The following is a 23,386-nucleotide window of genomic DNA, read 5'->3' on the forward strand; positions in this document are numbered from 1 at the left end:
CGCCCCAGCCGTTAGGCTCCGCCGGTGACGACACCGAACCGATTCCAGATGGCCTTCGACGGCCGGGCCCGCAGCGTCGTGGTGGAGGACGTGATCGGAAGCATCGCCGCTGTCGATGTGCACGCGGAGCCTTACGGCCCTCCGCTCGTCGTGCCGCAGCTTGCATCGGACTAGCGGAATCCGTCCTCACTGGATTTGCCGGCCCGGTGGGGCTGTGACGCCGGCCAAGCGGATCTGGATCTCCTTGCTCGCGCTCGGCCTGGTCCACGAGCTCGACGCACTGACGAACAGCGAGTCCGGCGACCCCCTTGCTGAACGCATCCGTGCCCTGTTCCAGGTCCACACCGGCGTCGGCCGCGCCGCATTCCTCATCGTCTGGCTGCCCTTCGCGGCTTGGCCCGCCGCTCACCTCAGCGTGAAGAAGCCATGTCCGTTTTTGACGCGCCAGCCCACTGCCTACAGGTGATGCACCGCCGCTCGGGCAGTGGAGACGAACGTCAATAAAGATTGCCAAAATGGGTCGTAGCACTGGTCGAAGGCTGCAGGTGCATTTGGATCGCCGGCGATTGATGCTTCAAGTGTTCGGTATGGCGGCCTGGTTGAGAGCCTCAGCTTCTCTGCGGCCTCCGCCACGTCGTCGGGCCCTTCCAAAGTGATCACCCATATGAAGTGGCGGAGCTTTCCGTACTCCTCCCGAAGACTGGCCCGCACCTCCTTCAAGGCAGGTAACTGCTCAGTGCGCGGGCTGGCCGATCCGTGGATATCCGAGACCTCCCAGTACAACTCAGCCATCCTGTGAGCCTGTTCGATGAGGCTCACATAGGCGGACCGACGCGCTTCACTCACCCGAACGGCACGCTGAGTCTTCTCAGCCGCGCTGGCCTGAATCTGTGCAGCCCGGGCAGTGCCGCGGCTGGTGACCCAGCTGGCAAGCACGGCCGTGCCTGCAGTCAATGAGGAGATCCAGATAGCAGAGTCGGCCATGCGGGGGATCTTTCCCCGGCATGATGTCGATGAATACTCTCGGCTCGGGGATCCGGTACGACCATCTGCGTCTCGTTCATGATGCTGCCGATCACACCGCCTCAGGGGCGGTGGGTCCAGCGCCGGCGCCGGCTGTACACGATCGCCACCAGGGCCTGCCTGACGGCCCTGGAGGCACCCTCCCAGCGGCCCCTCCCCTCGGGCGGCCCAGGAGTCGATGAGCGGGTAGAGCCGGTCGCGCAGGGAGCCGCAGGCGACCCTCCTCGGGGCGCCCTCGGACGATCACCGGGTGACCGTAGCCGGGCGCGAGCCCTCGGTGCCCTGGCTCCAGCCGACACCCGACGCGCTGTTCGGCACCGGCGACCCGGCGGCCATCGTGAACGACAGGACCGGCGTGCGGCTCGCCTTCATCAGCGCCCCAGTACCTGCCCGCCCGGCAGCGCGCCGTTCTCACGCTGCTCGACGTGCTGGCGGTCCGGACTTAGGAGGTCGCCGAGATTCTCGGCACCACGCCCGCGGCACAGCACGCCGCGCCCGGGCTCACCTGGCCGAGGCCGGACCGGTCCAGTACGACCTGGCCGACCGGACGAGGAAACCCGGCGCACCCTGCTAGACCGCTACGTCGATGCCTTCACCCGCGCCGACGCCGACGCGCTGGTGGAACCCCTGCGCATCGGCGTCGAGATGGAGATGCCGTCGACCTCGACCTGGTTCACCGGCCGCCGGGCCGTCGTCGGGGTCCTGACCCATCGGGTCCTGTGCAGGGCCGGTGGCGCCTGGTGCCCACCCTCGCCAACGGTCAACCCGCCGTCGTCGCCTACCAGCACACAGGCGACCGCCGCTACGAGGCGTACGGCGTCCAGACCAACGTTTGCGCAGGTCACAGCCTTGATCAGGGAAAGCTCCTCAAGCAGGTGTCACAAGTTCGAATCCGGTTGGAGGCACAGCAAAATGCCTGGTCAGGGGCCCTTCCCTCCGACGTACGGGCGGGCCTTCGCGGCTCATCGCGCACATTCGCAGCGCATGTATGACGGACATGCGTCTGCGGGCAGGGGCCAGACAGCTGTGCGCAATGACCGCTGTGGGGTGCACGGAATGAGCCCCTCCCGTTAACGTCGGCGCCCTCCCTGCACCCTCCTCTTTCGCAGAAGTGACGCAGGAGGGTGCAGGCCGCCCATCTCATTCGCCGCACTCGCCACTCCTTCCACTTCACAACAGGGTTCCAGCCAGGGCCAGTTGGCGGGGCAGGAGTCGCTGGCCACTCTCGAACGAGTGTGCTTATCGTGGCCGCGGCGTCCGCATCGGGTGGGCGTTGTTGGTCCGGCAGAAGGGCGGGCGGCCGGCAAGTCCCCGTGTGCCCCTCGCTTGCGTCCGCTGTCCCCCGGCGGCGCCGTGACGCCACTCGGCCCCCTCTGCGATGACCCGGCCACTCCCCTTCTGCCCCGCACATGTACCGCACCCCTTTTCGATCCAGGTAGGGAGTCACGGCAACATGTACTCACGCAGCAAGAGCACGCCGCGCAGGCGTGCCCGGATACGCACCAGACGCATCGTGATCGCCTCATCGGCTGTCTTGGCTCTCGCCGTTTCCGCGACGCCGGCGATCGCCGCGCCGGACGTACCGGACAGGCCCGTCTCGGCGTGGGGCAAGGGCGGCGAGAAGGCCAAGATGCCGCCGGTCAAGGTCGGCACGACCAAGGCGCCCAAGACGGTCCGGGAGAAGGTCTCGGAGCAGTTGGCGCGGTGGCGGGCAGCACAGGAGAACCGCGCCCGCACCGGTGATGTGCCGGGTAGCGCCAGGGCGGCGATCGAGGCGGTCGTGCCCGAGGGTCAGGGGCAGGTCCCGTGGCATCAGATCTCCGATGTACGGATCACGGACTCGCTCGTGGCGCGGGTGAACTACTCCAACGGCAACCTGATGCTCGCCGCGACGGACTTCCAGGTCGCCGGGGTCGGCAAGTCGTTGCAGCTGACGAGGACGTACAACTCGCTGGCCGCCCCGTGGGGCAAGGTCTCGCAGCGTTGGTGGGCCAATTACGAGCGGTACCTGCAGATCGAGACCGACCGTGCAGTGCTGTATGACGCCACCGGCGGATCGGTGCCCTTCACGAAGAAGGCGGATGGCACGTACGCGACCCCGAAGGGTCACCGCCTGGACCTGGAGAAGACTGCCGGCGGCGAATACACGGTGACCGAGCGAGGCTCGGGCACGAAGGACACCTACAGTGCCTCCGGCACGCTGGTGAAGGTGAGTGACCGCAACGGCGGCCACATCCTCGTCGACCAGCATGACGAGGGCACCGAGCACAAGGGCTTCAAGCTCACCGAGTCCCGCTCCGGCCGCAGTATCGACCTGGTCAAGACCGATGCGTCGCAGTGGCAGGCCAAGGACAACACCGGCCGCACCGTGGTCTACGACCTGAATCCGGCCGGGGACCTGGCCAAGACCACGGACACCGAGGGCAAGGCCACTTCCTTCGGCTATGACGCCGACCGACGGCTGACGAAGGTCACCACCCCGGAGGGGCGGGTGACGGTCTTCACCTACGACAGCAGCAACCGGGTCACCTCCATGAAGCGCGCCACCGGATTCAACGATTCCGGCGAGACCGGCCCCACCCACACCTACGCCTACACTGCCGACGCGCCGGGCAAGGCCGGGGTCACCACGGTCACCGACCCGGCCGGGAACCAGACCAGGTACACGCATACCGCGGACGGTTCGGTCACGAAGGTCACCGACGCTCTCGGCCGGAACCGGGATCGCACCTACGACGCCAACCTGAACCTCGAGACGGCCGCGGACGCCATGGGTACCGGCTCCACCCCGGGCAACGTCACTGCCTACGGCTGGGACACTCGTTCCAACCCCACCAGCCTGAAACTGCCCACCGGTGCCACCTCCTCGCTGACCGGCTACCGGACGATCGCCGGGGCGGACGTCCCCGGGAAGATCACGAGCGCGGACGGGGTGCAGGTCAGCTACAGCTACGACTCCGCGGGCAACACCACCAAAGAGACCGTGGCCGGGACGGACGGCGGCACGCGCACCTTCATCTACAACCCTGCCTCCCCCACCTGCGGCGGCTTCGAGGGCCAGCGATGTGAGGTGAAGGACGCAGGCGGCAAGGCCACCAAGTTCCACTACGACGCCAAGGGCAACCTGGCCAAGGTCACCCCGCCCGCCCCTCTGGGCGAAACCACGTACACGTACGACAGCGCCGGACGGCCGGAGACCGTCACCGACGGCCGGGGCATCAAGACGGTGTTCGTGTACGACAACCGTGACCGGATCACCAAGGTCTCCAGCACGAACATGACCGTCACCTACGCATGGGACGGCGACGGCAACCTCAAGCAGCGCTCGGACGCCACCGGCATCACCAAGTACGACTTCGACCCGCTCAACCGGGAGACGGTCCGAACCCTCCAGGACGGCTCGCAGACCGTCCTCGAATACACGGCCGAGGGCAATGTCGAGTCCTACACAGACCCGTCGGGCACGGTGAGGTACACGTACAGCAAGACCCACAACCTGCTGTCCCTCACCGACCCGCAGGGCAAGAAGACGACGTACGACTACAACGCCAACGACGCCCGCACCAAGACCAGCCTCCCCGCAGGCATCACGGAGACGGTCACACGGGACAAGTCCAACCGGGCGACACGGATCACCGCGACCTCCGACGCGGAGGGGACCCTGATCGATCTCGCCTACAGCTACGCCTACACCAGCGGCGGCCAGACCGTGGACGGCACGCAGATCCGCTCCCGCACCGACCACGTCGACGGCCTGAAGCGGACCTACGACTACGACTCCGCCGGACGCCTCAAGTACGCCAAGGAGACGGCGGGTTCGACGGTCAACAACAGCTGGCTGTACTGCTACGACAAGGCCGGCAACCTCACCTCCCAGAACGGCAACCTCCCCGGCCTGCTCAACGTCCAGGCTGAGGACACCTGCCCCGGAGGCACCGCCTACACCTACAACGACGCCTCCCAGCTCACCGCCCGCGACGGCAGCACCAACGGCTGGTCCTACGACAAGGCGGGCAACGAGACCGCGGCGAACCCCACTGCGGACACCGCCCGCACCGGCGGGCAGTGGAACGACTTCTCCCAGCTCACCTCCATCACCCAGGGCGGCAAGGAGTACAAGGGAAGGTATGCGTCCACCGACCAGTCCGAGCGAACCCAATTCGGCGACACGGTCTTCCACCACGGCCCCGTCGGCCTGTCCGCGCAGACGAAGGCCGGTGTGGACATGAACCTCACCCGCGAGCCGTCGGGAAACCTCCACTCCTTCCGCACCAAGGGCGAGACGTACTACTACCTCACCGACGGACTCGGTACGGTCGAGGCCGTGGCCAACTCCCAGGGCAAGAAGGTCAACTGGTACTACTACAGCCCCAACGGCATCGCCGACGCCACCGAACAGGTCACGCAGCCCTACCGTTTCGCGGGCGGCTACCAGGACCCGACCGGGCTCTACCACAACAAGGCACGCCACTACGACGCGCAACTCGGCCGCTTCACGCAACCCGACCCCTCCGGGCTCGAGGCCAACCCCTACCTCTACGCCTCCGGCGACCCCACCAACCTCATGGACCCAGACGGAACATGGGGCATACCCAAGTGGGCGAAGAACGCCTGGAAGAAGCACAGCGGCGCCATCATCGGAATTGGGGTCGCCGCCGGGTGCAGCTTCGCCAGCGCCGGGACCGCGACAGCCGCTTGCATCATCGTTGGATCGGGTGTGGCCGGCGCGGTGTCCCACGCTGCCTCGGGAGAGAACCAGAGCCTCGGCGGGTACTGGTCGGCGACCTGGCAGCCAATGGCGTGGGGAGTTGCCGGTGGCTTCGCGGGGAAGCTCGGCCCTGCGGTAAACCGCTGGAGGGCTGACCGGAACCTCCCCGACTGAGGGTAGAACGATCTGATGAGATCTCCGAACCCAAGGGGTCTGATGGTTCGCATTACTGATGCCTACTGGCGCTTGGAAAAGCGCTTCAGCCGTCCGCCCACCAGAAGCCAGAGATTCTCCGCGAGGCACCCCATGCTCATCGGGACATGCGCAGGAATAATCATTTCTGCGATCTTGCTTCCTACATCCCTGGGCGCGGGGAATGGATTCACCTACAGCGTTCTGGTCTCTCTCCTAGGAGGGGTCCTCGTGGGCGCGGTCTTTGGTGGCACCTGCCTCCTGGAAAGAAAGCGCCAGCGGAAGCTGTTCGGAGATCCCTAGCCTCGATCTTGCGCGAGGGTCCGTCGACGGAGTCGGATTCGGCGGACCCTCAACCTTCCTCTGGCGGTTCGATCCTCAGCCGAATCGGGAGAGGTCTCCAGCCTCGCGCTTTCGCGCGCCCAGCAGACTGGAGGTCTTGATGTTGTAGTTGACCTCCGGTCGTAAGCTCGCTGTGGCCTGCCGGTGAAGGTCCGGTCCGGGTACCTGCCAGGACGCCCGAGAGCAGACTGGCGGCGTCGGGGGCAACCGCCCGGCGTCGAAGCCCAGTGCCCAAAGCCCTGCACACCGGGGCACCGTCAGCTTCACTGGCGCACGCTTCATCGGCGGCGAGGTCCTCCACTTCACCGGCGCGGAGTTCACACGCGGCACGGTCAGATTCGACCACGCAGTGTTCGCCGGCGGCACAGCCGACTTCACCGCTGCGGTCGGCGTACCCGTCAGGCCTGGCCTCTCCGAATGGAGACCCTTAGCCCCTACAGGCTCCGTTGCCCTCCTAAAGCGGGTGTCGCAGGTTCGAATCCTGCCGGGGGCACCAGTCAAGAGGCCCTGGACCGATCATGGTCCGGGGCCTTTTGACCGGCAGACCTACAGCCAGTAGTCCTGGCACCAGAGCAGGCCGTACCGCTGATTCCCTAAACGGTCATGGACAGGGGCTCGTAAGAGGAGAATGCCAAAACGGCCGGGAGCTCACGCCTGGCCGCAGCGTGGCACGGCGGTCGGTGTGCAGAACGGTAGAGACGACAAGTTGGAACCCGACTGGGCGGCACTCGCCGAGCGATCCGAGCGGGCCAGCCGGCGCCGATCCATCCTCCTCGTGGTCGTGCTGATGGGAGCTGCAGGGATCGGTGCCTTGATATCGACCATACTCATGCTCTACGCCGATGGTGGCCCCGTCCCCCGGCCCTCGCCCGATCCCACGTTCGGGACCGTGGGGCCCACCGAGCCTGCGGACCCTTCATCACAGGCGACTCCGAGTCAGACGGATTTCCTGGAGGACGTCAGCCAAGACAGGAAGACTCTGGTGCCGGGAGGTTTCCGGTTCCCGGAGTCGACCAGCTCCGCTGTAGGGGGATCAACAAGTGTTTCGGTGACGCTTAGGATGGATGGGAACTACCCGGGCCGCACCAGCCCGTCAGCGGGCAGCGAGATTCACCCCATTCCAGTGGGCGGCGTGGAAGGGGCAGTCAGCGCGAGCGAGCCAGGCGAGTACAAGCTCGTACTGCGGATCACCACATACCAAGGAGAGTCGAACCGAGCCCTGGCGACCTCAGCTCCCGTGACGATCCGTTTTCATGTAACCAATACGGACTCACGAGTAGAAGCCGGTCCAGTACTCCTCATGACCGCACGCGAAGTCCTCGGGCCGCTCTGCCCGCAACACTTCGTACCGGGCGACGAAGACCTTGAGAGCTTCGTGGAGCGGGCAGTCCAGGTGGTCACGAAGGGTCTTGATGCCGGGGATGATCTGGTTGGCGAGGATCTGGTCGTCGACGAGGCTGACGGTTGCGCCGTTGGTCATGGCTGTGATCGAAGCCGGGCAATGGGTCTCTTGGCAAGGTCTTTTCCCTCGTGCCGCGACCGTGCCAGAACGAGGGAGGGACCACGGGAACAGGACTGCGCGGATTATTGATTCAGCGTGGTCCGATGTGAGGAGGGCGCGTGGACGGCCTTGACACGTTGCGTTGGTAGCCCTTCCCCGTTATGCCGAGATCGCTGCGAATAGCCGCATGGAACTTGTCTCGGGATATTCGGTATCTCTTGTATGCCCTCTCCCATTCCGTTGCGTCTACCTCGATCACGCCACGGGCATAGTCGCTCAGTTTCCAGATGGTCGACCGAAACGCATGTGCGGCCTGACCGACGCGCTCATCCCCCAGCATTTGTACGGTCTCGTACGCGAGCGCCAGTCTCCTGTCGGAATCAGCAATCTCCTTGACTCCGTCTTCGATGGAAACGGGAGGGGGTCCCTCGAGGAGATTCTTCGTAGTGGCAAGCGAGCGAGCAGCCCCGACCTGGACGTGCGCAACGTGAATCAGCTCCCTGTACGCCTCGAACCGGCGCTGGCTCCACTCCCGCTGCACCTCACGTTTCCACCGAAAGCGTTCCGACATGGCGCTTCCCGCGAAAGAGACCAGGCCTCCGATGACCACACCTATCAGGGCCGGCAGCTGTACGGCCAAGCTCATCGTGTCCCCCCCCAACAGTCCGCCGGCAGTCCGCGCAGTCGTAGGTGCAACTGCCGTCAGAGCCATGCGGAGCAGTGTGTATGGCGCGTGGTCAGCCCTGGCTGTCGTCCTGTAATTCTTGACGGACGGCTGCCCGAAACTGCAGCGCGATCCGGCGCATCTCTGCCACGTTGTCCGCATCACTTGCGGTGATCCATCTGTCGGCCAAGTCCCTCACGTGGTCGCTGCCGAACGCCCACAGGGCAGTTGCAGCCTCCGTAGTGAGTTCCACCCTTTTGACCTTCGTCCAATGCCCCTCGACCTCATGGAGCTTGTCAAGCATCCCCAGCTCCTTGTATCGCTCCCTCCGGAGATCGAGATCGATCACACGAAGCGCGCCGAAATATGCTTCACGACGTTCATTCCACAGTCGAGCCCGACGTTCGCCCTGCTGCGTATCAGCCAGCATCCGCGCCGCATGCCGGCGCCCCTGCGCTCCCGCCAGCCAGGTGCACACTGTCCCCACCACACCGGACAGACCCGCAACTGTCGTCCCCACCCAGTCCCACGCCATTCAAGGCATCGTCCAGCACGCTCACCGCTTCGTCGAGGGCGCGCTTCGGTTCCCCTTCCGAACGGCCCTTGGGCCCCTCGGCACCTGTTCCGGCCGCTCCTACCGAACGTCCACGAAGTCGCCGGCGGTCTTGACCGTCGCCGTCGTGCTGGTGCCGGAGAAGTAGTAGCGCCAGTAGCCGTCGGTCGAGGCCGTGACCGTGGTCTTCAGGTTGCCGGTGCTGTTGGTGTGCACGGTCTTGACCGTCGTGTAGGTGTCTGTTCCCGCCTTGCGGAACTGCAGCTTGACCGGCTGGTCGGTGCACCCGCGGTAGTCGTGCGTCTCCCAGTTGGCCCGGGTCAGTTTTCCGGTGACGGTGATGCTCTTGCCCTTGGCGACCGGCTCCGGCGAGGCGTTGACGCTGAGCTTCGAATAGCGCTGGATGTAGGCGTACTTGTAGGCGTTCAGCGAGATGCCGCCGTTGCCCTTGTCGAAGGCGTCAACGGCGACGTTCCACCGCCCCGCCCACGCGTTCTTCCGCAGGTCGCGCGGGTCGAGCTTGAAGGTGACACCGCACGTCTTCGTGGTGCTGTTCACGACCGTGCAGATACGGCTGCCTTTCGGCACCGTCATGTCGGTGTCCTCTTCGCTGGTCCCGTGCCACACATGGACGCCGGCGGTCTCGATGCCGTCGGGGTCGGCGGCGGTCACGGAACCGGGGAAGGTGACCACGTTGGCGATGCCCACCGCAATGGGTTTGCCGCCGTTCACCGTGACCTTGGTGATCGTCGTGTCGCCACCCCACGACTCGTCGGCCTGAGCCATTGGAGCCGTGACGGCAGTGAGGGCAGTGACGGCAGTGAGGGCAGCCAGGGCCAAAGCACCGGACCGAGCAGTGCCTATGGCGAATGCGCGCATGTAGTCCCCACGAGAGTCAGGCCTGTCGTCCGGCCCCCGCCGCAGGCACCATGATTGGTTGGGGGAGTGTACTGCGTTCACGCCAACGTGGCTGATTGTTTGCCCCCGCCTCAGCCGCCACGCCCCTCCCGCCTGCCGCCAGGCGAACCGCGCCCGCCAACTCGAGAAACCGCAGGCCCGCCCACGCCGTCTCACATGCCGACACGGGCGGACGACGTACTGCACTCCGCCCACCGGGCACCACTGCTGGAGGAAGCCATGGCCATGGTCGGCCTGTTCTGGATCACCGAGGATTCCGTGTACCTGGGCGCCGAGCCCGCCGGCGCGGCGTCCGGGGTGCGGCTGACCGAGGACGGCGTCGAAGCCCTGGGGACGGCCCACGGCACGGCCTGGACGTGGCGCGAGGTGCGGCGGATCAATGTCCGCGACGTGCCCGTCCGGTCCTCCGCCCGGCGTCTCGCGTCCATGGCCTTCGACACCCTGGCCACGGCCGTGAGCGGTCTGGGAGAGCAACCGCCCGCCTACACCGTGTGCGTGGAGACCGTGGACGACACCGCCGAGGTGAGCGTGTTCTCGGCGGTTGCCGGCGGAATCTACACGCCTGACGAGTACGAGCTCTCCCGCACGCTCCTGGACCGGCTCGTCGACGGCCACGCGAGTGTCGCCGACCTGCTCGCGTGGCGCCGTGACCAGGCAGCCGACGGTACGCCGCCCCGCGAGGAACGCGAGGCGCTGCTGCGCAAGTGGGCGGACCACTAGCCCGAGCCCGGCGGATGTCGGATGACGGATGACGGATGACGGCGGCGCGCCGGGACCTGTCGCGGCGTGCCGCTCAGGCCAGGCCGAACCTCTCCGCGTGCACCTGGCCCGCCGGGACCCGCAGGTCCCGCAGGCCGGTGAGTACGGCCGTGGTCATGGCCGGCGGGCCGCAGACGAACACGTCGCGTTCGATGATGTCGGGGACCAGTCGGTGCAGGTTCTCCGGGGCGAAGGGCGGGGTGCCGCTCTCGCCGGTTCTGCCGGTGATCAGGTGGAGGCGTCCGCCTCGTACGGCCACCAAGTGGCGGACCTCGTCGAGGAGTACGGCGTCGGCCTCGCTGCGGACCCGGTACAGCACGACGAAGTCGCCGGTCGTCTGGTCCTCCAGCATGGCGCGCACGGGTGTGATGCCGACGCCGCCGGCGATCAGCAGGGCGCCGGGCCGGCTGCGGTGCAGCGAGGTGAACGCGCCGTACGGTCCCTCGACGAAGGCGCGGCTGCCGACGGGGACGTTGCGCAGGCCGGCGCTGGCGGTGCCGGCCGCCTTCGCCGTGAGGCGCAGCCCGCGTCCGTCGGGCGCGGCCGACAGGGAGAAGGGGTTGGCCAGCCACCAGTGGTGGTGCCCGGGGAACCGCCAGATGCAGAACTGGCCCGCGCGGGCCGGGAGTTTGTCGAGGTGCCGGCCGGTGACGTACACGGAGACGACGTTGTCGGACTCCGGAACCACCGCGGCCACGGTGAAGCGGTGGTAGGCGTTGCGCCACAGCGGCATGACGAGCCGGCCCGTCAGCAGGGCGCCGAAGGCGAACAGCCACAGGATCCACCAGTACGCGGTGGCGAACGCGGAGGACGTGAACGTCGTCGTCTCCTGCAACTGGTGGACGAACGCCAGGCCCAGGGCGACGTAGAGCAGCAGATGCAGACCGTGCCAGACCTCGTACTGGAGGCGTCGGCGCAGGGCCCGGGTGGAGATCGCGGCGATCACGACGATGAGGGCCGCGGCGAGCATGCCCAGCAGGGAGGCCGGCACACCGCTCAGCGCGACGAACGTCTTCCCCATGGACGTGTCGTCGAGCGTGGCGTAGCCGAGCACCACCAGGGTGGCGTGGGTGAGGACGGTCCACAACAGGGTGAAGCCGACCCAGCGGTGCCACACCGTCAGGCGGTCCATGCCGATACGGCGGTCGAGCCACGGCAGCCGGGCCACCAGCAGGAGTTGGAAGAGGAGCAACAGGGCCGCGTGCAGGCCGAAGAACTTGGCGACCGTCAGCACGCTGTTCTTGCCCGAACCCGCGGTGGCGAACAACGCCTCCACGATCACCACGTTGGCGAGGACGAAGGTCCACATCGCCCAGCGCGCCGCCTGCACCGGAAGCACGGTGCCGCTGCGCACCGTGTTGCTCGCTGTCGCCATGGTTGCCTCTCATCCCCCGAGGCCGCGGGAGTCGCGACCCGTGTGCACAAACCCCATGAAGATCGGCGAATTCGCCCTAATGCGTACGTCGATCGGGTAAGGATACGGCTCGCGGGCCGGATCCGTTCATGGTGGAACCGCCCCAATCCGGCGGGAGTTCGGCACGCTGTTACGGTTCCGGCGGTTCCGTGACGGGCGAAGAAGGGATGAGCCGGGAATGACGGACGCTGAGTTCACCGACGCGTTGGACGCCGTGCTGCGCGACCTGCGTGCGCAATGCGCCGTACGGCCGCGGTTCGAGGACGACGCCGAGTCGGGGCTCATGATGTACGCGCCCGACGGGAGCGGGCAGGGCATCGGGCCGGCCCTGGGTGCCACCCCGGCCGAGCGGATGGCGAGCCTCGCCGAGCAGGTTCAGGAGTGGGCCGTGGAGGCGCTCTGGTCGGCGGGTGCGTCGGCGGTGTGGCCGCACTGCCCCGAGCATCCGGACGCCCATCCGCTCACGGCGACCGTCACCGGCGGTACGGCGATCTGGGCGTGCCCGAAGAGCGGGGCGCCCTTCGGACGGATCGGCACGCTGGAGAGCCGATAGGGCCGGCGCGGCGCCGCCATCTGTGCGCAGTCGACCGCCCGGCGCCGTCGACCGCGCGCCTCCGTCACCCACGCACCTCCGCCACCCACGCCGCGCCCTCACCCCCGCGCCGCCACCAGCCCGGCGCCGTCAACCGCCCGGCCGTCGGCCGCCCGGCACCGTCACCCACGCACCTCCGCCACCCACGCCGCGCCCTCACCCGCGCGCCGTCACCAGCCCGGCGCCGTCAACCGCCCGGCCATCGGCCGCCCGGCACCGTCACCCACGCACCTCCGCCACCCACGCACCTCCGCCACCCACACGCCTCCGCCACCCACGCCGCGCCCTCACCCGCGCGTCGTCACCAGCCCGGCGCCGTCAACCGCCCGGCCGTCGGCCGCCCGGCACCGTCACCCACGCACCTCCGTCACCCACGCACCTCCGCCACCCACACGCCTTCGCCACCCACGCCGCGCCCTCACCCCCGCGCCGCCACCAGCCCGGCGCCGTCAACCGCCCGGCCGTCGGCCGCCCGGCACCGTCACCCACGCACCTCCGCCACCCACACGCCTCCGTCACCCACGCCGCGCCCTCACCCCCGCGCCGCCACCAGCCCGGCGCCGTCAACCGCCCGGCCATCGGCCGCCCGGCACCGTCACCCACGCACCTCCGCCACCCGCGCGCCTCCGCCACCCACACGCCTCCGCCACCCACGCCGCGCCCTCACCCCCGCGTCGTCACCAGCCCGGCGCCGTCAACCGCCCGGCCATCGGCCGCCCGGCACCGTCACCCACGCACCTCCGCCACCCATACGCCTCCGCCACCCACACGCCTCCGCCACCCACGCCGCGCCCTCATCCCCGCGCCGGCAAGAGTCAGGCGTCTCCAGGCGTGTCCAGGCGCTCCGCCTCCCCCGCTGCCGCATCCGCCTTGCGCCTCGCCTCCCTGACCGCGCGGTCGGCTGTGCGTGCCCGCTCCCGTGCTGCCTGTTCCGCGGAACGTGCCTGCTGTTGCTCCTCCCTCGCGTGCTGGAGTTCGGCGGTCAGGTCGCTGACGCGCTGCTGGGCTTCGTCCCAGCGTTTCTTGGCCGCGAACGCCTCGCGGCTGGCGGTCGCCGCCTCCTTCTCCCTGGTGCGGAGTTCACGCGCGGTCCTGTCGGCCTCCTTGCGGGCCTTGGTGAGCCGTCGGCGGCGGTCCGCAGCTGCCGCCTTGGTGGCCTTGGTGGCCTTGGTGTCGGTGCGCGCCGGACGCGACGCGGAGGCAGGAGGCGGGGGTGCGGGTGCCGTGCCTTCGGCCACGGCCGGGAAACCCGCGCCCGCGGGCAGGGGCTTGGCCAGTCGGCCGCTCGCCCATTCCCGGGCGGCGCCGGGGTCCGCGAGGACGGCGCGCAGGGTGTTCTCGACCTCTTGGCGGGCGGCTTCGGTGATGGGACGGCCGGCCTGTGCGGCCAGTTGTCCGGCCTGCCGGGACAGGGCGGTGATCAGAACCCGCTGCTGTCGGCTCAGTTCGCGCAGCTGCGCGCCGTCCAGGTCGCGGTGGGCCTGCCTCAGGCCCTCGCCGAGGTGGAGCAGCGCTTCGACCTCGGCGGGGCTTTCATGGACCAGGAGGTTGCCGGCCCAGGCCGACAGGCTCGGGCGGCGCAGCTTGCCGATGCGGTCCGCGAGGGCGCGGTCGCCGGCCGTGCGGGCCTCGGCCATCCGGGCCGCGCGGGCGGCGGTGAACTTCTCCGGCCGCAGCCGGTAGAGCTCGTCGGCGACAGTTTCCAGGTCCATCGGCGTTCCCTCTCCGCGCCGGTTTTGCGGAGCTCCCCGCGCCACAGAGGTCCGTATCGATTTTCGCACCCTTGGGGTGGGCGTGCGCGCAACCGGCCGCCCCAGGACCGCCCGCCGGCCCGGGTCGGGCTACTTCCAGGCACGCTCCAGGAAGTCGCCGATCAGCGGGGCGATCTCCGGCAGATGCGTCTCCAGGGCGAAGTGGCCGGTGTCGAGGAGGTGGAGTTCGGCGTCGGGCAGGTCGCGCAGGTAGGCGCGGGCGCCGGGCTCGGTGAAGAAGGGGTCGTTGCGGCCCCAGGTGATGAGGGTGGGCGGGGTGTGGCGGCGCAGCCAGGCCTGCCAGTCGGCGTAGCGCTCGAAGTTGGAGCGGTAGTCCAGGAGCAGTGACCGCTGGGCCTCCTTGCGGCCGGGCTGGTCCAGGAAGTGCTGGTCGAGGGTCCAGCCGTCGGGGGCGATCAGGTCGAGGTCGGCGACGCCGGTCTCGTACTGGCCGCGGGTGCCGGCGAGTGTGAGCACGCCGTCGATGGTGGCGTCGGCGCCGGGGGTCTCGGCGGTGAGGCCGATCAGACTCAGGGCCATGTCGGAGAGGCCCTCCTCGTAGGCGTTGCCGTTCTGGACGACCAGCCCGGCGATCCACTCGGGGTGGCGCTCGGCGACGCGCAGGCCGATGGGGGCACCGAAGTCGAAGACGTACATCACGAACCGGTCGAGGCCCAGGCCCCGGACGAAGCCCTCGGTGATGTCGGCGAGCCGGTCGAACGTGTACGTGAAGCCGTCCGGGGCCCGGGTGTGGCCGAAGCCGGCGTGGTCCGGGGCGATCAGCCGGTAGTGCGAGCCGAGGGCGTCGATGAGGCCGCGGAACTGGTGCGAGCCGGAGGGGAAGCCGTGCAGGAGCAGCAGTACGGGCGCGTCCGGGCGGTCGGGGAGGGACTCCCGGTAGAAGACGCGGACGCCGTCCACGTCGAGGTGGCGGTGGACGGTGCGGGGGGTCGGGGCGAGCATGATCGGTCTCCTTCGAGGAGGATCTCATGGGTGAATCTAATGGGTGACTCGCGGATTCATGCGTTAGAGCAAGCGTGCGCCCGCGCCGACTAACGTGTCAAGCCCCGCATGTACCATTAGCCCATGAGCGATTCCGCCCCGCTGACCGGAGAACCCCTGGCCCTGGATCTGGTCAACACCCGGCCGGCCACCGGTGACCTGCTGACCACGCCCGACGGGCTGCGGGCCTGGTGGGCGCTGGAGGCCGAGCGGCTTTCGGAGGACGTACCGGAGGAGGCCGGCGGCGCGGATCTGGCCGCGGTGCTCGCCGTACGGGAGCACACCGCGCGGGCCCTCGATCATGTACGCAGGGGGGAGCGGCCCCCGGACGAGGACATCGAGGGGCTCAACCGGGCGCAGCGTGCGGCACCGGCGATCAGTGAGCTGGTCTGGGACGGGTCGGCGGTGGCCGTCGCGCGGCGGCGCGAGGGGTCACCCGGGGTGCGGCTGGCCGCCGGGCTCGCGCAGGCCGCCGCCGAGCTGCTGGCCGATCCGGCGGTCGGCGCGATCCGCAAGTGCGAGGCCGACGACTGCGTGATGCTCTTCCTGCCCACCCATCCGCGCCGCCGCTGGTGCTCGGCCGCCCGCTGCGGCAACCGGATGCGGGTGGCCCGGCACTACCAGCGCCACAAGGGGGGACAGCCGGAAGCCGGGTGAGCGGGCAGGGCGTGGACGCCCGGCCCGGCTGGGCCCGGGGCCCTCACCGCTTCCGGCCCACCCCGCAGTACGCGTCCACCGCCGCCGTCGCCGGGTCCGTCGGCCCGTGGGTGTCGGGGCGCCATTCGGGGACCTGGACGATGCCGGGGTCCACCAGATCCAGGTCGTCGAAGAAGCCGGCGATCTCGCCGATGCTGCGGACGTGGTAGGGGACGGCGCCGCTGGCGTTGTACGCCTCCGAGGCGGCGATCATGCCCTCGCTGGTGGCCGTGCTGTCGCTGATCACCAGGTGGCTGCCCGCGGGGAGGCCGGCCAGCAGGCGGCGTACGAGGTCACGGGCCTCGTCGTGGTCGGCGACATGGCCGAGGGTGTTGAGGATCATCAGGGCGACCGGCCGGGAGAGGTCAAGGGTGCCCGCGGCGGCCTCCAGAACGGCCTCGGGGTGGTGGAGGTCGGCCTCCAGGTACGACGTCGCGCCCTGCGGGGTGCTGGTGAGAAGGGCGCCTGCGTGCGCCAGCACGATCGGGTCGTTGTCGACGTAGACGATCCGGGCGTCCGGGGCCACGCGCTGGGCGACCTGATGGGTGTTGTCGGCGGTCGGCAGGCCGGTGCCGACGTCGAGGAACTGCCGGATGCCCACCTCGCCGGCGAGATGGCGTACGGCGCGGCCCAGGAAGTGCCGGCTGGTGAGGGCCACGTCGACCAGGCCCGGGAAGATCTCCTTGATCTCGTCGCCGATCCGCCGGTCGACCTCGTAGTGGTCCTCGCCGCCGACGAAGTAGTTCCAGAAGCGCGCCGAGTGGGGCTTGGTGGAGTCGATCCGGGCCCGTGTCGCCGCGGCGGCGCCGAGGGGGGTCGTGGGGTCGGACACGGTGGGGCCTCCTGCGGATCGGGGGCGGTGCGGGTCGGTGCCGGTGGTCAAAGCAGCAACCAACCTAGGTGAACTTCCCCTGAACACAGGAGAGTTGGCGCAGTTGGCGCAGAAACGCCCACACGCACAGTGATGTTTTGGCCATCCTTCGGGCCGGGAGGCCCGCCCGTCCGCTGCCCGACGGCCCGCTGCCCCACCGGCCGCTCACTGGTCCAGATACGTGAGCACCGCCAGCACCCGCCGGTTGTCGCCGTCCGCCGGCAGCAGCCCCAACTTGGTGAAGATATTGCCGATGTGCTTGGCGACGGCCTTCTCCGAGATGAACAGGCCCTGTGCGATACCGGCGTTGGAGCGGCCCTGGGCCAGCCACTCCAGGACCTCGCGCTCGCGTCCGGAGAGGCTGCCCACGGCCTCGTCACGCTCCTTGCGGACCAGGAGCTTGGAGATCACCTCGGGGTCCATCGCGGTGCCGCCCCCGGCGACCAGGCGGATGGAGTCCAGGAACTGGGCGCCGTTGGTGACCCGGTCCTTCAGCAGATAGCCGACGCCCCGGCCGCCGCCGGCCAGCAACTCCCGTGCGTAGAGCGGCTCCACGTACTGGGACAGCAGCAGCACCGGCAGGTCCGGCAGCTGTTCCCGGGCCGCCAGCACCGCGCGCAGACCCTCGTCGGTGAAGGTCGGCGGCAGCCGGACATCGACGACCGCGACGTCCGGCCGCTCCCTGACGAGCGCGTCCAGCAGTTCCGTGCCGTTGTCCACGGCGGCGACGACCTCGTGGCCGTGGGCGCCGAGGAGCCGGATCAGTCCGTCCCTCAGGAGGAAGTGGTCTTCGGCGAGGACAATACGCACGGAAGCTCCATCGTCACCATGGTCGGTCCGTTCACGGGGCTGTTCACGGCCAGCACCCCGTCGAAGGTGGCGAGCCGGCGTTCGATGCCCCGCAGGCCGCTGCCGCGCGAGGCGTCGGCGCCGCCGTGACCGTCGTCCGTGACGGTGATGCGCAGCATGCCGCGATCGTAACGGACGTCGATCAAGGCCCTGTCGGCGCCGGAGTGCTTGGCGACGTTGGTCAGGATCTCCGAGATCGCGAAGTAGGCCGCCGATTCGACCGGCATCTCGGGGCGGCCCGGCAGCTCGACCTGGACCTCGGTGGGGACCGGGCAGACCATCGCCAACGCCCTGACCGCATCGGCGAGTCCACGGTCGGCGAGAACCGGCGGGTGGATGCCGCGGACCAGGTGGCGCAGCTCCTCCAGCGCCTTGGCGGAGGACTCGCGGGCCTCGATGAGCAGGGCGCGCACCGCCTCCGGGTTGGTCTCCAGGAGGTGTTCGGCCGCGTCCAGGGTCATGCCCATCGCGACCAGACGGGCCTGGGCGCCGTCGTGCAGGTCGCGTTCGATGCGGCGGATCTCCGCCATCTGTGTGTCGACGGCGTCGGAGCGGGTGGCGGCCAGGTGCTGGATGCGGCTCGCCATCAGCTCGCTCTCGCTCGGGGCGAGCATCGAGCGGGTGTACAGGGCGTGCCGGCGCACGGCGCGCGGCGCCGCCCACAGGGCCAGCGGCAGCTGGAGGACGCCCAGGACACCGGCGAGGACGGCGGTGGCCCGGCCCTCGATCGGGATGAACTGGTACCACAGGCCGTCCCATTCGGCGGACAGCGGAACCCCGAAGAAGGCGAGGAAGATGCCCCACACCCCACTGAGGATCAGGGCGAGCGGGAAGAACGCGAGGAACGCTCCGGCCAGCGGGTCGACCAGGACCCAGACCCACTCGCGCCGGGTCTGCGGGTCGCTCGTGATCCACCGGTAGCGGGCGGCCACCCCGGAGGCGCCCTCGGGCACGGGCGGCGGCGGTCCGGGCGGGCCGGGTATCTCCACCCCCGACCAGCGCAGCGCCAGTTCGCGCCGGCGGGCGGCCAGGTCGCGCACGCCCTCCATGGCGCGCGGCACCACGCCGAGGCCGGGCCCCACCAGCCAGATCGCGCCGGAGACCGCCAGGGACAGGCCGAAGGCCGACATGGACGTCCAGCACAGGGCGACAGCCCGCCGCAGCCCCACTGTTCCGGCCGCGAGCGAGAATCCCCTGATCTCGTCCGGCGGGCGGTTCCCCCCGAGCCGCGTCGTGCGGTCCATACGGCACGCTCCCCTCTGCTGCCAGTCAGTTACGCGGGGCCGAAGCGCCCGTGCCCTCATTGTGACGACCGTCGGGGTGCCGCCGCGGTGGGAAAAACTCCCCTCTTGCGTCCCGCACCCCACCACGGCCGGCCACCGCAAGCGTCAGCGTCACCGCGAGCGAGGCGACCGCCATCACCGTCATCGCCGTCCCGGGTGAGGTCAGTTGGGCCACCGTGCCCGCGAGGGCCGCGGCAACGCCCTGCATGGTGAGCATGCCGGCGGCGCGCAATCCGAGGGCGTGGCCCGCGAGTTCGTCGGGGGTGAGGGCCATCAGCCGCTCCTGCTGGGCAAGGGTCGCGCCGAAGCCGACGGAGGCCACACACACGGTCAGGGCGGCCCAGGGCGTGGCCGGCCGCAGCGCGAAGAGCAGATACGGCGTGGCCAGCAGGAGCAGCAGCGGGACGGGCAGGCGGGGGCGCAGGGCGGGCGGTACGAGGCGGCCGACGGTCAGATCACCGGCGAACATGCCCAGCGCCGCGCAGGCGAACAGGACGCCTGCGGCCCCGGAGTCGTAGGAGACGTAGAGGGATTCACAGCCGACGATCAGCCCGTTGGGGAGCCACATGCCCAGGTAGGTGAGGCGGCGCGGGCGGGAGGACCACAGGAGGGCGTTGGTGCGCCAGGTCGCCGAGACGGACGGGCGGCCCGAGGAGCGCGGCGGGCGGGCCGTCAGGCCGAGCCGGGTGACGAGGGACGCGGTGGCGTACAGGGCAGCCGACAGAAGCAGACAGGTACGGGGGGACACCACCGCGAGCAGTGCGCCGCCCGCCGCGAACCCGACGACCTGCACCAGACCGAAGACCATGTTGAACACCGAACGGCCCAGCACGAAGCCGTCCTTGGGCAGGATCTCGGTCAGCAGACCCCCGGTCACGCCCCCGCCCAGCGAGGCGATCAGGCCCTGCAGGAAGACCAGGCCGAAGACCGCTCCGATCGGCAGACCGGGCAGCGCCAGCAGCGCGGTGCAGCCGGCGAAGGCCAGGCTGATGGTGCTCAGCGTGGCCCGCGGGGGCAGCCGGTCGGCACCCGACAGCAGGAAGGTCGCCCCGAGCATCTGCGCGAGCTGCGGCCCGAACATGCTCACCGCCGACAGCAGCGGCGAGTCGGTGGCCCGGTACACCTGTGTGGCGAGCGCCAGCCCGCCGATCGTCAGGGCCGCGCCCTGGGCCGCGGAGGCCAGGAAGAACGGGGTGAACTCGGGGGTGCGGAAGAGTTCGCGGTAGCTGCGCATGCGCGGAGTCTGCGACGGTGGACGCGGCGGTCGTATTGTTTCGCGCGGACGCGAAAGCACGGGTGCACGGGGCCGCGAAAGCACGGGCGCACAGGGCCGCGAGCGATCGGGTGCACGGGGCCGCGAAAGCACCTGTGCCACAGGGGCCGCGAAGACACCGGTGCCGCGCAGCGGCGACGACATCCGGGGGGTGCTCATGGGGTGGTGGCAGCTCAACGCGGACACCCTCGCCCGCAGCCGCTTCGTCCTCTCCCCGTTCACCGAGACCTTCGCGAGCCTGAAACTGCTGCACGCGGGCACCCCCGCGCATCCCGGCGAGCGGGCCTGGCTCCGCGATCATCTGCCCGCCTACCGCGCCCGCCTCGCCGCCGACCCCGTGACCGCACAGCTGGTGCGCGCCGCCCTCGGCCGGTACTGGACCGCCGACTTCATCACCCCCACCCCCAAGGACGGGGAGACCTTCGAGCAGGTCGTCGCGCGGGTCCGGTCGGCCGACCCGGCCACGGCCCGCGCCGACCTCACCGTCTCCCTCCCCGGCCCGCTGCCCGCCGCACTGGACCGCGACGACCTCCCCGAGCGTGCCGCCGCGCTCCTCGACCACGTCTGGACCCGGACGGTACGGCCGTACTGGGACCGCCGCCGACGGATCCTGGAGGCGGACGTGGCCGCCCGGACCGCGCGGGTGAGCCAGGGCGGCTGGGCGGCGGTCCTGGACTCCCTCCGCCCGGGCCAGACCCGCTGGCTCGGCGACAACCGCCTCCAGGTGAACCTCGGCGAGTACCCGCCCCGCGAGATCTCCGGCGCCGAACTGGTCTTCATGCCGGTCACCCCGAAGACCGGCTGGGTCTCCTGGGAGGACCCCGACCGCTACGCCCTCGTCTACGCCTGCACGGGCGCCCTCACCGACCCGGGTGCCCGCACGGTCCCGGCAAGCCTGAGCGCCCTGCTGGGCCGGACCCGCGCCACGATCCTCGTTCTCCTCGCCTCCCCCATGAGCACGAGCCAGTTGGTCGCGGTAACGGGCCAGGCCCTCGGCACGGTCGGCCGTCACTTGCGAATCCTGCTGAACGCGGGACTGGTGGAGCGCCGACGAGCGGGCCGTTCGGTCCTGTATTCGCGCTCAACGGCTGGAGAAACACTGCTGGCAGCGCCCCGTTTCTAGGGGCGCGGGGCTGTATAGATGTGCGGCTCCGCCGCGTGGGCGCGCTCAGCCCCCACCGACCGGCACGTTCTCATCGGCGCAACCGTCCGGAGTTAGCATCCGCCTCATGACGACTGCACACAGCAATGAAAACTCCCCCCTCGACGTCGACATCGACGCCCTCACCGGCGGCACCGCGAACCTCGCCCAGTACACGGGTCGGGCGGTCCTGATCGTGAACGTGGCCTCCAAGTGCGGCCTCACCCCGCAGTACAACGGCCTGGAGAAGCTCCAGGAGCGCTACGCGGAGCGCGGCTTCACCGTGCTCGGGGTGCCCTGCAACCAGTTCATGGGCCAGGAACCCGGCACCGCCGAGGAGATCGCGGAGTTCTGCTCGGCGACGTACGGCGTGACCTTCCCGATGACCGAGAAGGTCGAGGTGAACGGGGAGGGCCGGCACCCGCTCTACGAGCGCCTCGTGGGCTTCGCCGACGCCGAGGGGCACACCGGCGACATCCGCTGGAACTTCGAGAAGTTCCTGATCGGCCGGGACGGCGCCGTCGTCGCCCGCTTCTCGCCGCAGACCGAGCCGGAGGCCGCCGAGCTCGTCGCGGCCGTCGAGGGCCAGCTGGCCTGAGCGGCCGTTGACCTTGCCCCTGGGGCAGGGCTGAGCCTCCTTGTCGCCGGGCGGGACAGGCCGCCCGGTGACGGAGGATGAGGCCGTGGACGACGAACTGCTCACCATCGGCGCGTTCGCCGCGCGGGCCCGGCTCTCGGCCAAGGCCCTGCGGCTCTACGACCGCCTGGGACTGCTGCCGCCCGCGCAGGTCGACGAGGCCAGCGGCTACCGCTACTACCGCGCCGAGCAGATCGAGCGGGCCCGTCTGGTGGCGCTGCTGCGCCGCCTGGACATGCCGCTCGCCCGGATCGCGGAGGTCGTGGAGGCCCCGGACGGGGCCACGGCCGCCGACCGGCTCGCCGCGTACTGGGCGGACGTCGAGGTCCGGATGGCGGAACAGCGGACTCTCGCCGAGTACCTCCGTGGACGACTGTCGGGGAGGAGCTCCCAGATGTACGGCAAGTACGAGATCGAAACGGTGGACGTGCCCGAGCAGGTGGTGATCAGCGAGACCCGGCATGTGCTGGCGGGCGAGCTGCCGACCTGGATCGAGGCGTCGCTGGGCCGGCTGGAGGAGGCGGCGCGCGGGTGCGGTGGTGTCACGGCGGCGCCGTTCGTCGTCTACCACGCCGATGTGTCGATGGAGAGCGACGGCCCGGCCGAGTCGTGTGTGCCGGTCGCCGACGAGGCGGCGGCGCGGGCGTGGGCCGAGAAGCACGGCCGCACCCGGGAGGCGAAGGTGAGCGTGCTGCCGGCCCAGCGGCTGGCCTACACCCGGATCACCAAGGCGCAGGTGGCCCATCCGCAGATCCTGGCCGCCTTCGAGGCGGTGGAGGAGTGGATCGCCCGGGAGGGCCTGGAACAGGCGGGCCCGTGCCGTGAGGTGTACTTCGCGGACTGGGAGGCGGCCAGGGCACAGGACCCGGTGTGCGATGTGGCGTTCCCGGTGAGGTGACGTCCGGGGCACAGCCGAGCCCTCTCGGCAAGGACGGCGGGCTGGTCGAGAGGGCTCTTGTGGTGCTTGTCTGCAGTTGTCGGTCGCGCGGTCGGTGGAAGGTGCGGGTTCAGACAGCCCCGCCCCTTACGCCTTGACCGACGCCACGAAGGTGTTCCACGCGGTCGCGGGGAACGCCAGGACGGGGCCCTCGGGCACCTTGGAGTCCCGCACCGCCATGGCCGCCGTGACCGGCGACTTGACCTCGACGCACGCGCCGTTACCTGTCGAGTACGAGGACTTGGTCCACGTGTCCGTGGCACCCTGACGAATTGCCATG

The 23,386-nt window shown here is 69.8% G+C and carries 23 protein-coding genes; 9 read left to right on the forward strand and 14 right to left on the reverse strand.

Going from position 1 to position 23,386, the window contains the following annotated elements:
- Positions 1-24: 24 nt before the first annotated feature.
- Complete coding sequence (locus tag ACFPQ9_RS43675) at positions 25-174, forward strand: hypothetical protein (RefSeq protein WP_380865872.1); 150 nt, start codon at positions 25-27, stop codon at positions 172-174.
- Between the two features lie 40 nt (positions 175-214).
- On the forward strand, positions 215-466 hold the full coding sequence (locus ACFPQ9_RS43680) for a hypothetical protein (protein ID WP_380865875.1): 252 nt from the start codon (positions 215-217) through the stop codon (positions 464-466).
- Here ACFPQ9_RS43680 and ACFPQ9_RS43685 read toward each other — a convergent pair.
- Together ACFPQ9_RS43685 and ACFPQ9_RS43690 are read right to left on the reverse strand one after the other, a co-directional pair.
- Positions 457-984: a hypothetical protein gene (locus ACFPQ9_RS43685; protein ID WP_380865877.1), complete on the reverse strand. Its 528-nt coding sequence runs from the start codon at positions 982-984 to the stop codon at positions 457-459. The two genes, ACFPQ9_RS43680 and ACFPQ9_RS43685, sit on opposite strands and share 10 nt — an antisense overlap.
- Before the next feature lie 282 nt (positions 985-1,266).
- Positions 1,267-1,395, reverse strand: a complete 129-nt coding sequence (locus tag ACFPQ9_RS43690; protein WP_380865880.1) for a hypothetical protein — start codon at positions 1,393-1,395, stop codon at positions 1,267-1,269.
- Positions 1,396-2,653: 1,258 nt separating this feature from the next.
- Between ACFPQ9_RS43690 and ACFPQ9_RS43695 the strand changes: the two genes are divergently transcribed.
- A complete protein-coding gene (locus ACFPQ9_RS43695; RefSeq protein WP_465269624.1) occupies positions 2,654-5,905 on the forward strand; it encodes an RHS repeat-associated core domain-containing protein in 3,252 nt (1,083 codons plus the stop codon).
- 1,630 nt (positions 5,906-7,535) lie between these two features.
- Here the strand turns inward: ACFPQ9_RS43695 and ACFPQ9_RS43700 are convergent.
- The 4 genes from ACFPQ9_RS43700 to ACFPQ9_RS43715 all read right to left on the reverse strand — a co-directional run bounded on the left by ACFPQ9_RS43700 (position 7,536) and on the right by ACFPQ9_RS43715 (position 9,769).
- Entirely contained in the window at positions 7,536-7,745 is a 210-nt protein-coding gene (locus ACFPQ9_RS43700; protein ID WP_380865885.1) for a hypothetical protein, read from the reverse strand.
- Between the two features lie 112 nt (positions 7,746-7,857).
- The gene (locus ACFPQ9_RS43705) at positions 7,858-8,478 is read right to left on the reverse strand and encodes a hypothetical protein (protein WP_380865888.1); all 621 of its coding nucleotides are present in this window, start codon (positions 8,476-8,478) and stop codon (positions 7,858-7,860) included.
- Positions 8,479-8,503: 25 nt separating this feature from the next.
- Positions 8,504-8,965, reverse strand: coding sequence for a hypothetical protein (locus tag ACFPQ9_RS43710; protein ID WP_380865891.1), 462 nt, complete (start codon positions 8,963-8,965; stop codon positions 8,504-8,506).
- 99 nt (positions 8,966-9,064) lie between these two features.
- On the reverse strand, positions 9,065-9,769 hold the full coding sequence (locus ACFPQ9_RS43715; RefSeq protein ID WP_380865892.1) for a calcium-binding protein: 705 nt from the start codon (positions 9,767-9,769) through the stop codon (positions 9,065-9,067).
- 288 nt (positions 9,770-10,057) lie between these two features.
- Here ACFPQ9_RS43715 and ACFPQ9_RS43720 point away from each other — a divergent pair, with 288 nt between their 5' ends.
- Positions 10,058-10,621, forward strand: coding sequence for a hypothetical protein (locus ACFPQ9_RS43720; protein ID WP_380865895.1), 564 nt, complete (start codon positions 10,058-10,060; stop codon positions 10,619-10,621).
- A gap of 73 nt (positions 10,622-10,694) precedes the next feature.
- Here ACFPQ9_RS43720 and ACFPQ9_RS43725 read toward each other — a convergent pair whose 3' ends face one another.
- Positions 10,695-12,035 carry a ferredoxin reductase family protein gene (locus ACFPQ9_RS43725; protein ID WP_380865897.1) on the reverse strand — a complete coding sequence of 447 codons (1,341 nt, stop codon included), beginning with the start codon at positions 12,033-12,035 and terminating at the stop codon, positions 10,695-10,697.
- Between the two features lie 217 nt (positions 12,036-12,252).
- On the opposite strand from ACFPQ9_RS43725, the gene ACFPQ9_RS43730 reads away from it, so the two are divergent.
- A complete protein-coding gene (locus ACFPQ9_RS43730) occupies positions 12,253-12,627 on the forward strand; it encodes a hypothetical protein (RefSeq protein WP_380865900.1) in 375 nt (124 codons plus the stop codon).
- Positions 12,628-13,481: 854 nt separating this feature from the next.
- Here the strand turns inward: ACFPQ9_RS43730 and ACFPQ9_RS43735 are convergent.
- Together ACFPQ9_RS43735 and ACFPQ9_RS43740 are read right to left on the reverse strand one after the other, a co-directional pair.
- Positions 13,482-14,378, reverse strand: a complete 897-nt coding sequence (locus ACFPQ9_RS43735; protein WP_380865902.1) for a hypothetical protein — start codon at positions 14,376-14,378, stop codon at positions 13,482-13,484.
- A gap of 129 nt (positions 14,379-14,507) precedes the next feature.
- Positions 14,508-15,380 carry an alpha/beta fold hydrolase gene (locus tag ACFPQ9_RS43740; protein WP_380865905.1) on the reverse strand — a complete coding sequence of 291 codons (873 nt, stop codon included), beginning with the start codon at positions 15,378-15,380 and terminating at the stop codon, positions 14,508-14,510.
- Between the two features lie 123 nt (positions 15,381-15,503).
- On the opposite strand from ACFPQ9_RS43740, the gene ACFPQ9_RS43745 reads away from it, so the two are divergent.
- Positions 15,504-16,076 (forward strand): CGNR zinc finger domain-containing protein, encoded by a 573-nt coding sequence (locus ACFPQ9_RS43745; RefSeq protein ID WP_380865907.1) that lies wholly within the window; start codon positions 15,504-15,506, stop codon positions 16,074-16,076.
- Between the two features lie 43 nt (positions 16,077-16,119).
- Here ACFPQ9_RS43745 and ACFPQ9_RS43750 read toward each other — a convergent pair whose 3' ends face one another.
- The 4 genes from ACFPQ9_RS43750 to ACFPQ9_RS43765 form a co-directional block, all read right to left on the reverse strand.
- Positions 16,120-16,947, reverse strand: coding sequence for an SAM-dependent methyltransferase (locus ACFPQ9_RS43750; RefSeq protein ID WP_380865909.1), 828 nt, complete (start codon positions 16,945-16,947; stop codon positions 16,120-16,122).
- A gap of 204 nt (positions 16,948-17,151) precedes the next feature.
- Complete coding sequence (locus ACFPQ9_RS43755) at positions 17,152-17,796, reverse strand: LuxR C-terminal-related transcriptional regulator (RefSeq protein ID WP_380865912.1); 645 nt, start codon at positions 17,794-17,796, stop codon at positions 17,152-17,154.
- Entirely contained in the window at positions 17,760-19,079 is a 1,320-nt protein-coding gene (locus ACFPQ9_RS43760) for a sensor histidine kinase (RefSeq protein ID WP_380865914.1), read from the reverse strand. Before ACFPQ9_RS43760 ends, ACFPQ9_RS43755 begins: the two co-directional genes overlap by 37 nt.
- Before the next feature lie 25 nt (positions 19,080-19,104).
- Complete coding sequence (locus ACFPQ9_RS43765; RefSeq protein WP_380865917.1) at positions 19,105-20,352, reverse strand: MFS transporter; 1,248 nt, start codon at positions 20,350-20,352, stop codon at positions 19,105-19,107.
- Positions 20,353-20,548: 196 nt separating this feature from the next.
- Here ACFPQ9_RS43765 and ACFPQ9_RS43770 point away from each other — a divergent pair, with 196 nt between their 5' ends.
- From ACFPQ9_RS43770 to ACFPQ9_RS43780, 3 genes are all read left to right on the forward strand, one after another.
- Positions 20,549-21,514 carry an ArsR/SmtB family transcription factor gene (locus tag ACFPQ9_RS43770; RefSeq protein WP_380866087.1) on the forward strand — a complete coding sequence of 322 codons (966 nt, stop codon included), beginning with the start codon at positions 20,549-20,551 and terminating at the stop codon, positions 21,512-21,514.
- 106 nt (positions 21,515-21,620) lie between these two features.
- Positions 21,621-22,130 carry a glutathione peroxidase gene (locus ACFPQ9_RS43775; protein WP_380865920.1) on the forward strand — a complete coding sequence of 170 codons (510 nt, stop codon included), beginning with the start codon at positions 21,621-21,623 and terminating at the stop codon, positions 22,128-22,130.
- A gap of 67 nt (positions 22,131-22,197) precedes the next feature.
- A complete protein-coding gene (locus ACFPQ9_RS43780; protein ID WP_380865923.1) occupies positions 22,198-23,067 on the forward strand; it encodes a MerR family transcriptional regulator in 870 nt (289 codons plus the stop codon).
- A gap of 126 nt (positions 23,068-23,193) precedes the next feature.
- Here the strand turns inward: ACFPQ9_RS43780 and ACFPQ9_RS43785 are convergent, their stop codons facing one another.
- On the reverse strand, positions 23,194-23,385 hold the full coding sequence (locus ACFPQ9_RS43785; RefSeq protein WP_380865925.1) for a DUF397 domain-containing protein: 192 nt from the start codon (positions 23,383-23,385) through the stop codon (positions 23,194-23,196).
- Position 23,386: the final 1 nt, after the last annotated feature.

The sequence above is a fragment of the Streptomyces coerulescens genome (genome assembly GCF_042657965.1).
In the GTDB taxonomy this organism is placed as follows: domain Bacteria; phylum Actinomycetota; class Actinomycetes; order Streptomycetales; family Streptomycetaceae; genus Streptomyces; species Streptomyces coerulescens.

Excerpts from the sequence above, each read along its gene's own strand:
- ACFPQ9_RS43685 (WP_380865877.1), bottom strand. The coding sequence starts at position 984 with ATGGCCGACTCTGCTATCTGGATCTCCTCATTGACTGCAGGCACGGCC.
- ACFPQ9_RS43690 (WP_380865880.1), bottom strand. The coding sequence starts at position 1,395 with ATGAAGGCGAGCCGCACGCCGGTCCTGTCGTTCACGATGGCCGCCGGG.
- ACFPQ9_RS43695 (WP_465269624.1), top strand. The coding sequence starts at position 2,654 with ATGCCGCCGGTCAAGGTCGGCACGACCAAGGCGCCCAAGACGGTCCGG.
- ACFPQ9_RS43700 (WP_380865885.1), bottom strand. The coding sequence starts at position 7,745 with ATGACCAACGGCGCAACCGTCAGCCTCGTCGACGACCAGATCCTCGCC.
- ACFPQ9_RS43705 (WP_380865888.1), bottom strand. The coding sequence starts at position 8,478 with ATGGCTCTGACGGCAGTTGCACCTACGACTGCGCGGACTGCCGGCGGA.
- ACFPQ9_RS43710 (WP_380865891.1), bottom strand. The coding sequence starts at position 8,965 with ATGGCGTGGGACTGGGTGGGGACGACAGTTGCGGGTCTGTCCGGTGTG.
- ACFPQ9_RS43715 (WP_380865892.1), bottom strand. The coding sequence starts at position 9,769 with ATGGCTCAGGCCGACGAGTCGTGGGGTGGCGACACGACGATCACCAAG.
- ACFPQ9_RS43720 (WP_380865895.1), top strand. The coding sequence starts at position 10,058 with ATGCCGACACGGGCGGACGACGTACTGCACTCCGCCCACCGGGCACCA.
- ACFPQ9_RS43725 (WP_380865897.1), bottom strand. The coding sequence starts at position 12,035 with ATGGCGACAGCGAGCAACACGGTGCGCAGCGGCACCGTGCTTCCGGTG.
- ACFPQ9_RS43730 (WP_380865900.1), top strand. The coding sequence starts at position 12,253 with ATGACGGACGCTGAGTTCACCGACGCGTTGGACGCCGTGCTGCGCGAC.
- ACFPQ9_RS43735 (WP_380865902.1), bottom strand. The coding sequence starts at position 14,378 with ATGGACCTGGAAACTGTCGCCGACGAGCTCTACCGGCTGCGGCCGGAG.
- ACFPQ9_RS43740 (WP_380865905.1), bottom strand. The coding sequence starts at position 15,380 with ATGCTCGCCCCGACCCCCCGCACCGTCCACCGCCACCTCGACGTGGAC.
- ACFPQ9_RS43745 (WP_380865907.1), top strand. The coding sequence starts at position 15,504 with ATGAGCGATTCCGCCCCGCTGACCGGAGAACCCCTGGCCCTGGATCTG.
- ACFPQ9_RS43760 (WP_380865914.1), bottom strand. The coding sequence starts at position 19,079 with ATGGACCGCACGACGCGGCTCGGGGGGAACCGCCCGCCGGACGAGATC.
- ACFPQ9_RS43765 (WP_380865917.1), bottom strand. The coding sequence starts at position 20,352 with ATGCGCAGCTACCGCGAACTCTTCCGCACCCCCGAGTTCACCCCGTTC.
- ACFPQ9_RS43770 (WP_380866087.1), top strand. The coding sequence starts at position 20,549 with ATGGGGTGGTGGCAGCTCAACGCGGACACCCTCGCCCGCAGCCGCTTC.
- ACFPQ9_RS43775 (WP_380865920.1), top strand. The coding sequence starts at position 21,621 with ATGACGACTGCACACAGCAATGAAAACTCCCCCCTCGACGTCGACATC.
- ACFPQ9_RS43785 (WP_380865925.1), bottom strand. The coding sequence starts at position 23,385 with ATGGCAATTCGTCAGGGTGCCACGGACACGTGGACCAAGTCCTCGTAC.